This window comes from Methylophaga sp. UBA4204 (assembly GCF_002379485.1).
Taxonomy (GTDB): Bacteria; Pseudomonadota; Gammaproteobacteria; order Nitrosococcales; family Methylophagaceae; genus Methylophaga.
Genome location: NZ_DFTU01000034.1, coordinates 9589 through 17438 on the forward strand (window position 1 = coordinate 9589; position 7850 = coordinate 17438).

At 45.7% G+C, this 7850-nt stretch carries 11 protein-coding genes; 3 read left to right on the plus strand and 8 right to left on the minus strand.

Going from position 1 to position 7850, the window contains the following annotated elements; all coding sequences use genetic code 11:
• The 3 genes from B3182_RS04435 to B3182_RS04445 form a co-directional block, all read left to right on the plus strand.
• Window positions 1–614: flagellar hook-length control protein FliK (locus B3182_RS04435; protein ID WP_292751715.1), on the plus strand; the 614-nt coding region annotated here is incomplete at its 5' end.
• Window positions 611–889: an EscU/YscU/HrcU family type III secretion system export apparatus switch protein gene (locus B3182_RS04440; protein ID WP_292353647.1), complete on the plus strand. Its 279-nt coding sequence runs from the start codon at window positions 611–613 to the stop codon at window positions 887–889. The genes B3182_RS04435 and B3182_RS04440, both read left to right, overlap by 4 nt.
• 182 nt (window positions 890–1071) lie before the next feature.
• Window positions 1072–2913, plus strand: a complete 1842-nt coding sequence (locus B3182_RS04445; protein ID WP_339640098.1) for a putative bifunctional diguanylate cyclase/phosphodiesterase — start codon at window positions 1072–1074, stop codon at window positions 2911–2913.
• On the opposite strand, the gene B3182_RS04450 is transcribed toward B3182_RS04445, so the two are convergent.
• The 8 genes from B3182_RS04450 to B3182_RS04485 form a co-directional block, all read right to left on the minus strand.
• Window positions 2910–3296 carry a DUF2802 domain-containing protein gene (locus tag B3182_RS04450; protein ID WP_292353648.1) on the minus strand — a complete coding sequence of 129 codons (387 nt, stop codon included), beginning with the start codon at window positions 3294–3296 and terminating at the stop codon, window positions 2910–2912. The genes B3182_RS04445 and B3182_RS04450 overlap by 4 nt on opposite strands.
• An 18-nt stretch (window positions 3297–3314) precedes the next feature.
• Window positions 3315–3497 (minus strand): hypothetical protein, encoded by a 183-nt coding sequence (locus B3182_RS04455; RefSeq protein ID WP_292353649.1) that lies wholly within the window; start codon window positions 3495–3497, stop codon window positions 3315–3317.
• A 6-nt stretch (window positions 3498–3503) separates the two neighbouring features.
• Window positions 3504–3983: a chemotaxis protein CheW gene (locus B3182_RS04460; protein ID WP_292353650.1), complete on the minus strand. Its 480-nt coding sequence runs from the start codon at window positions 3981–3983 to the stop codon at window positions 3504–3506.
• A gap of 101 nt (window positions 3984–4084) precedes the next feature.
• On the minus strand, window positions 4085–4666 hold the full coding sequence (locus B3182_RS04465; RefSeq protein WP_292353651.1) for a chemotaxis protein CheW: 582 nt from the start codon (window positions 4664–4666) through the stop codon (window positions 4085–4087).
• A complete protein-coding gene (locus B3182_RS04470) occupies window positions 4659–5456 on the minus strand; it encodes a ParA family protein (protein ID WP_292353652.1) in 798 nt (265 codons plus the stop codon). The genes B3182_RS04465 and B3182_RS04470 overlap by 8 nt, the downstream gene beginning before the upstream one ends.
• A complete protein-coding gene (motD, locus tag B3182_RS04475; protein WP_292353653.1) occupies window positions 5453–6364 on the minus strand; it encodes a flagellar motor protein MotD in 912 nt (303 codons plus the stop codon). The genes B3182_RS04470 and motD overlap by 4 nt, the downstream gene beginning before the upstream one ends.
• Before the next feature lie 4 nt (window positions 6365–6368).
• Window positions 6369–7109, minus strand: coding sequence for a flagellar motor protein (locus B3182_RS04480; protein ID WP_292353654.1), 741 nt, complete (start codon window positions 7107–7109; stop codon window positions 6369–6371).
• A 3-nt stretch (window positions 7110–7112) separates the two neighbouring features.
• A partial coding sequence (locus tag B3182_RS04485) for a chemotaxis protein CheB (RefSeq protein WP_292751717.1) occupies window positions 7113–7850 on the minus strand: 738 nt, incomplete at its 5' end.

Genomic DNA, 7850 nt, shown 5'->3' on the forward strand with positions numbered 1-7850 from the left:
AGTTGCTTACCACGCTTCTGGCAGGACAAGGTTCTGTTGGCGGGACTGTCACAACTAATCAACCGATGAGTTCTCCGAATGCACCTGTTCAACAAATTGCTCAGAATGCCCAATTTCAGGCTGGCGTTACCGAGTTGGCCAGATTGCAGGTGTTATTGCGTGAAGTGGAAACCGCGCTTGCCAGAGTGCAGATGAACCAACTGAACATGGTAAGGGAGGCGGATAGCCCCACCCAACAGCAGGTCTGGTTAATGGATGTGCCGCTAAGGGACAAACAACAGTTACAGTGGATGCAGCTACAGTTTCAGCAGGGGAACAAGCAGAACCAGCAAGATGAAGAGCAATGGCAGGTCACACTGAACCTGGAAACGCAAAACCTTGGCAAGCTGCGGGCTTCGATCGGCTTACAATCAAGTGTTGTCAGTGTGGCATTAACGGCAGAAGATCCCAAAGCGGTGGCATTGCTGGAGGAAAATATCGATTTATTACGCGAAAAATTAGCGGCACTTGATTTACAGGTGCAAAAATTAAGTTGTCACTGTGCCCCGGTGGAATGGTTAACGCCGCTGACGCAGACAGCTACCTCTGATGCATTACTGGATATTTCGGTATGAAACAGCAGTCACAGCCATTACGAGCAATTGCACTACATTATGATGGTGATAATGCACCGACAGTGACCGCCAGTGGTGAAGGTGATATTGCCGCTGAAATTATCCGCATTGCCAAACAGCACAATATTCCGCTTCGTGAAGATGCAGCGTTAGCGGACATGCTTAAAGATATGCAGCTGGGTGAAGCGATACCCGAAGCTTTATATCGGGTAATCGCTGAAGTGATAGCCTATGCCTATATTGTTTCAGGAAAGTTTCCCAAAGAAAAAGGTTAAATTCCTTTAGCAATTCATCTATATCGAACCATTATCATTGAGCTCATATAGGCTAAATTTCTTCAATACTTTATAAATCGCATTATAAAAATCACATTAAGTATTGATTTTAAAATATAAAACCGCTATTTTCATCTGCATGTATCTCTAAAACCGGTCAAAAGTAACCGCATACAGAACAGATGAATAAACTGCTAACAATTGAGTCACAGGTGTCAAAGACATCCGAGCAGAGCCTGACGGCGCCAGTATCTGCTGCGGAAGTTAATGATTTACTGGCGGCACGAATTCTGATTAGCGGGACACGCGTTTCTGATCTGGCTTTTCTGCAAACCATGTTGTCACTTAGTGGATTTACTAACATCACCAGTGCAAATGGCCAAGAAAAGCTGATGCAAGTACTGCGCAAGAATATTAATGATGATCAATGTGATATTGATTTAATTATTCTGGATTGTCGCCTGGGTGAATGTAATGCCCGTGAACTGCGACTGAAACTGGATCAGTTTGATGAATGGCGGCGCATTCCGGTTATTGCCCTGACCGAAAAATCCCAATGGAACCATAACCAGTTATTAACGGATTTGGGGCATGGGGTGACGTCGCTTTTATATCGGCCGCTTACTGCTGAATCATTGCCGCCTGCAGTTATGACCACGCTGGCTACCAAGCGCGAACGTGATCATTACTATCTCCGCCAACAACAGATTGAAGACGAAAATGCCCAGCTAAGGGTGATGGAAGCTCGACTGCAATTTTCAGTAAATCATGATGATTTGACTGGTCTGGCAAACCGGCGTCGGCTTGAACAGGCACTTGAAATTACTTTAACGCAGGTGCGGAATTTCCATACCAGTAGTGCGGTGTTTTATATTGATCTGGATAGCTTCAAAGTTCTTAACGACGCTGAGGGTCATGAGGCGGGTGATAGCTTACTGGTACAGGTTGCGAATTCGTTGCGGGGATTTTTTAAAGTCCGCGACACACTGGTTCGAATCGGTTCTGATGAGTTTGCGGTATTAGTCGATACCATCGATCCGGAAACCGCCGTAGCGCGGGCAGAAGGTTTGCGAGACCTGTTTGATGGCTACAGTTTTACTTTCCATGATCATCAATATCATTTATCTGCCAGTATCGGTGTTAAATGTATTTCCGAAGCGGATGCCTCGACAGTAGGTGAAATTCTGTCGCATGCCAATCAGGCCTGTTATACCGCCAAAAAACGTGGACGCAATCGTGTACATGTATACAGCCCGGCAGATCGTGAAATGTATGCATTAAGACACAGTGTCAAATGGGCGCCCAGAATTCGTGCGGCATTGAAACAAGAAAAATTTGTTCTGGAATTTCAGCCCATCTACTCGCTCAAAGAGAGGAAAATCAACCATTACGAATGTTTGATTCGAATGCGTGGACAGGGCGACAAACTCTATTACCCACAGGATTTTATTCCCGTTGCTGAGGCTATGGGGTTAATTCACCAGATTGATTTGTGGGTGGTTAATCATGCATTTGAATTGCTAACACACATACCGAGTGATACAGCACTGGCGGTTAATTTGTCGGGCAATATTTTCCTCGATCAGAACTTATATCCTCTGGTGGAACGCAAACTGCTGGAAACCGGTGCCGATCCTTCGCGTCTGGTATTTGAAATTACTGAGACGTCAGCCATATCCAATTTTGAACAAACCAAACAGATGGTGGATCGTCTGCGACATTTAGGGTGTCGCTTCGCACTGGATGACTTTGGTGCCGGTTTCAACTCTTACAGCTATTTAAAACATTTCCCGGTAGATATATTGAAAATTGATGGTGGGTTTATCACCAATTTACATAATGATCCGGTAGATCAATTATTGGTGAAATCAATGATTGATATCTCACACAGTCTCGGCAAAAAAACGGTAGCTGAGTTTGTTGAAGACAGGGAAACACTGAAGATGTTGCAGGAATTCGGTGTGGACTTTGTCCAAGGTTATTTAATTGGTAAGCCTCAACGCGCGTTGCCTAATAAATCCTAGTGTAAATCGGTTACGGACTGACGCTGCATCCCATGCAGACGGGTAATCAACAATGCTTCTTCCTCACTCAGGTTGCAATTATCAATAAGCTGATTGATATCAACACCTTTTCTTGCCAAGCGAATGGCATGCTCGTAACTTTGTTGTTGAGGCTGTCCCAAATCCATACTGTTTTGCTGCTCACGTATTTTCATCAGGGTTTGTTCAAAGCGAACAATTCGTTCATCCGAACCCACTGCAGCACTGCATAAAGCAGATAACTGTTGCTGCAGAGCACTGATTTGGGTGGCCTGAGAGCGGCTCAATCGAAAGAAACGGTAGCTGGTGACCAGTAGCACAATCCCCAGCAATCCCACCAAACTGTATAAGCCGTATAACATCATGATATATCTCCTGAGATATCACACATATTCATCAATAATGCCGGTTTTAGGTGGCCGCTTTGGCTGTTTATTTTCTTTTTCATTATCTTCGACATGATTATCGTCCTGCTCGTTCTGTTTATGGCGACGTTTTTCATCTGCAGGAACATCCACTCTTGTTGTAGGAACAAGTGGTTGAGCAGGATGAATTTCGTCAGCCATGTCACATCAGAAACTGGCGATATCAGCGATTTCATCATCATTCAGCAGTTTATTGACGTCAACCAGAATCAATAACGTTTTATCTCGGTTACATACGCCCTGAATAAAACGAGAACTGTCATCACTGCTGACATTAGGCGCAGTGTCAATTTCTGATTGATGTAAATAAACCACCTCAGCGACGCTGTCGACTAACATGCCAATAACGTTACCACTGACTTCGGCAATAATAATTCGCGAATCTTCGTCAGCTTCACGGGAGGGCAGACCAAACCGCTTGCGAGTATCAATGACGGTTACCACATTACCGCGTAGATTGATGATACCCAGCACATAATCAGGTGCTCCAGGTACTGGAGCTATTTCAGTTGGGCGTAATACTTCCTGCACCTGCATCACATTGATGCCATAGACTTCCTGTTCCAAATGGTAGGTAACCCATTGTAGAATCGGATCACTGCCGGCCTGATTATCTTGCTCGCTCATGGTTTTTTCCTTATTCAAAAAATTGACCAACCTTAATCTGCCAATTTTATGACGCTATTTATATATATTCATCAAAGCACAGTTTGTGCCAATTTTATTTGCTAACGTATTATTTTTAACAGCTCGGGTAACGAAATAATACTACTCAGAGGAGACATTAACATACCCGCCAGCCAGGGTCTCTGACCTGGTTCTCGCCGCCAACGCACATTATCACCCTCGAGCTTGACCACATGACGTATCGCTGAGACCGCCAATCCCAATTGTTTATTGTCTACTAATAATATGTATCGGTTGTTATCTGAATTACTTGATTGATTGGTGATCAATGTTGTCAAATCGATTACTTGGGTATGCTGTTGAGGCCGACTTAAGGTTCCAACAACATAGCTTGGATGCCCTGGAATTTGCGACAACCCATCGTCTGGCCAGTTTTCAATGCCATCCAGTTCATCCAGACTCAATGCAAGCTGCATTCCCGCCACCTCGAATAATAATGCCTGCGTATGTTTGTCAGGCGAATTTTCGATGTCGGCGAAGCTTTCGGGTTCGGCGACAGGAAGTGTCTGGTCTATCTCAGCAGCTACCTGTTCAAGCGTTTCCGGTTCACTGTCCAGCAATAACTCCTGCAGATAAGCTGCTAACGCCTGTTTTGGTTCTTTTATTTGTGTTGGCTTAGACATTCTTATCTGACTTTGCCACTGCTGCGGCTTTGGTGAGTTTCTTCATTAGACGTTCATACGCCATGCTGCCCCGACTTTCAGGATTGAGTGCTGGCAGGGGAATGCCTGATTTGCTGGCATCACGAAATTGCGTATCTATTGGAATCGCATCCTGCCAAAGGTTATCTTCATAGTCTTTTTGCATTTTTTGCAATGTCTGGGTGCCAGCCCGAGTACGACGATCATACATGGTCGGCACAATCAGATACGGCAGCTTGTGCTGACGGGAATGGTTGATCAAGTGTAGCGTGTGCAACATGCGTTCTAGCCCTTTTAAGGCCAGAAATTCAGTCTGGACCGGTATTAACAGCTCATCACATGCAGCCAGAGCATTCACCATCAACACTCCCAGCATTGGCGGGCAGTCAATCAGTACATATTCAAAACGGTCTTTGAGTTGCTGTAGGGTTTTTTGTATCACTAAACCTTTGCCACTTTGAATGCCCAGCTGGCGATCCAGTGTCGCCATCGCAGTTGCAGCCGGTAATATGTACATATTTTCCTGACTGGTTTTCTTCAATGTTTTGAATATGGCGTTCAGTGGTTGCTGTTCAGCATGTTGGAATAGGGTATAGATACTGTTTTCGATATTGTCCGGATCAAAACCAAAATAAGTGGTTAATGAACCATGTGGATCCATATCCAGCAACAGCGTTGAATGGCCCTTCAACGCCAGATGGCTGGCAAGACTCACCACCGTAGTGGTCTTGCCTACGCCACCTTTCTGATTGGCGATCGCCCAGACCGTCATGGAGATGCTTCACCATTATTGGCGGGCATCATCAACGGCGATGACAAGGTGTCAGTAATGGGAGTACTTGAGTTTTCTGGCTCTGTTGCAGAGCGATTAAATTGATCAAACACTTCAAGTGTCCTCCGGCTTTCCGAGCTGCCCAGAATAACCAGAACAACCCGACGGTTTTTTTGGCGGCCCAATTCCGTTTCATTATCAGCTATCGGTTTGAATTCTCCATACCCAATAGCTGACATTCGTCCCGGCTCAATGCCAAAACGATCCAGTAAATTTACAACACTGGCAGCTCTGGCTGCTGACAACTCCCAGTTTGACGGAAATCTTGGCGTATTGATCGGTTGATCATCGGTAAACCCTTCAACCTGCAGAGGATTGGCAACGGGTGCCAGTACATCCGCAATCTGACCAATCACTGGCACAGCCTCACGTGCTAAACGCGCATCGCCGCTGGCAAACAGAAAATTGGAATTGATTTCTACCTCCAGCCAGTCTTCAGTTTGTTTGATACTGACATCTTCATTAGTAATCAAATCGGCCAGTGCACTGCTGAGTTGCTGCGAAATATCATTAATCGTCCGTATGCTCTGCTCGGAAACGGGGGGGCGTTCTTTGGGAAGTTCGGGTAATTCAATTTCAAAATCCGGAAGTTCTGGTTTACCCGGTGAAGCTACTCGTTCGCCTTGTCCGCGGCTGACTTCGCCAATCTGAATGGGGTCCTCACTGCGGGTTGATTGTGAGAACACGCTTTCCAGTGTCTCTGATAGCACCCTATATTTACCTTCATTAACAGAAGAAATGGAATACATCACCACAAAAAACGCAAACAGCAGGGTGATAAAATCAGCATAGGAAACCAGCCAGCGTTCATGGTTTTCGTGTTCTTCATGACGCTTTCTCCGGGCCATAGGATTAACCCAGATATGCCTGCAGACGGCTTTCGATATTGCGTGGATTGTCACCATCAGCCACACTGATCAAGCCATCAATTAACATCATTTGTAATTGGGTGCGGCGCTGTACCAACGTCTTGAGTTTATTTCCGATTGGTAAAAACAATAGGTTAGCCAGCCCGACACCGTAAATGGTGGCAACAAAAGCCACGGCAATGCCTGATCCAAGTGAGGAAGGATCTGCCAGATTTCCCATGACGTGAATTAACCCTAATACCGCGCCAATGATACCGATGGTGGGTGAATAACCTCCCATGGCTTCATAGACTTTAGCGGCCTGCAGATCATTGTTTTCCATGATATCGAGATCGGCCTCCAGAATTTCACGAATGATTTCCGGCTCGGCACCATCAGCAATGAGTTGCAGACCTTTTTGGGTAAAGATATCGGTTTCTTCCATAGCCATAGCCTCAAGGCGAAGTAACCCCTCACGTCGGGCGATTTGATTCCAGTCAAGAATCTTTTCCAGTAAACGTTTGGCCGATTGCTGAGGGGGCTTGAATATCCATACGGTCATTTTCAATGCACGCAAAAATGTATTCATCGGCGTCTGTAGCATTACGGCACCCAGTGTACCGCCCAATACAATTAATAAGGCCACCGCATTAAGAATGGTATCGAGATGCCCACCTTCCAGATACTGACCGACAATAATGGCACCAAAACCAATCAGTAAGCCCAGGATGCTAAGGATATCCATAGCTTATTTAAGCGCCGTCAGTAGTTTACCGATTTCAGCCAGGCTGAGAATTTTATCAGCCACGCCTGCCTTGGCGACGGCCATTGGCATACCATAGATAGTACTGGACTGTTGATCCTGAGCCCACACGGTTGAGCCTTTCTGATGCATTTTTATCGCCCCATCACAACCATCAGCCCCCATACCGGTAAGGATTATCGTCAAGGTCTGTGCTGGACAAATCTGGGCAACAGATTCCAGTGTGACATCAATACAGGGGCGATATGTTGCATTTTCGGGGCCAGCATCGACCTGCAGATAAAGCTGTCCTCGACGGCCTTTCAACATCAATTGTTGTCCACCCGGAGCAAGGTAAGCCACTCCTGGTTTTAAGGAATCATTCTGCTGAGCTTCTTTGATTTTGATATGACACTGGGAATTCAGTCGTTCAGCAAAAGAGGGGGTAAACGTTGCAGGCATGTGCTGCAATAGAATAATCGGAAACGGAAATTCCGCTGGCAACTGGGACAATACACTTTGCAAAGCAACAGGCCCACCGGTTGAGGTGCCGATAACCACCAGTTCAATTTTTTTCTTTTCAAGTGGCGTTATGGTGGCCGGTGATTCTGACGTTTTGATGGCTGTGGTATGTTTTTCAGGCTTTGAGTGTGTTGCCAGAAAATTGATACGGTCACATAATTTTTGCCGGGCGCTGGCTTTGTCCTGCGCAAGATCTTCAAAACGTTTTGGCAGAAAGTCCAT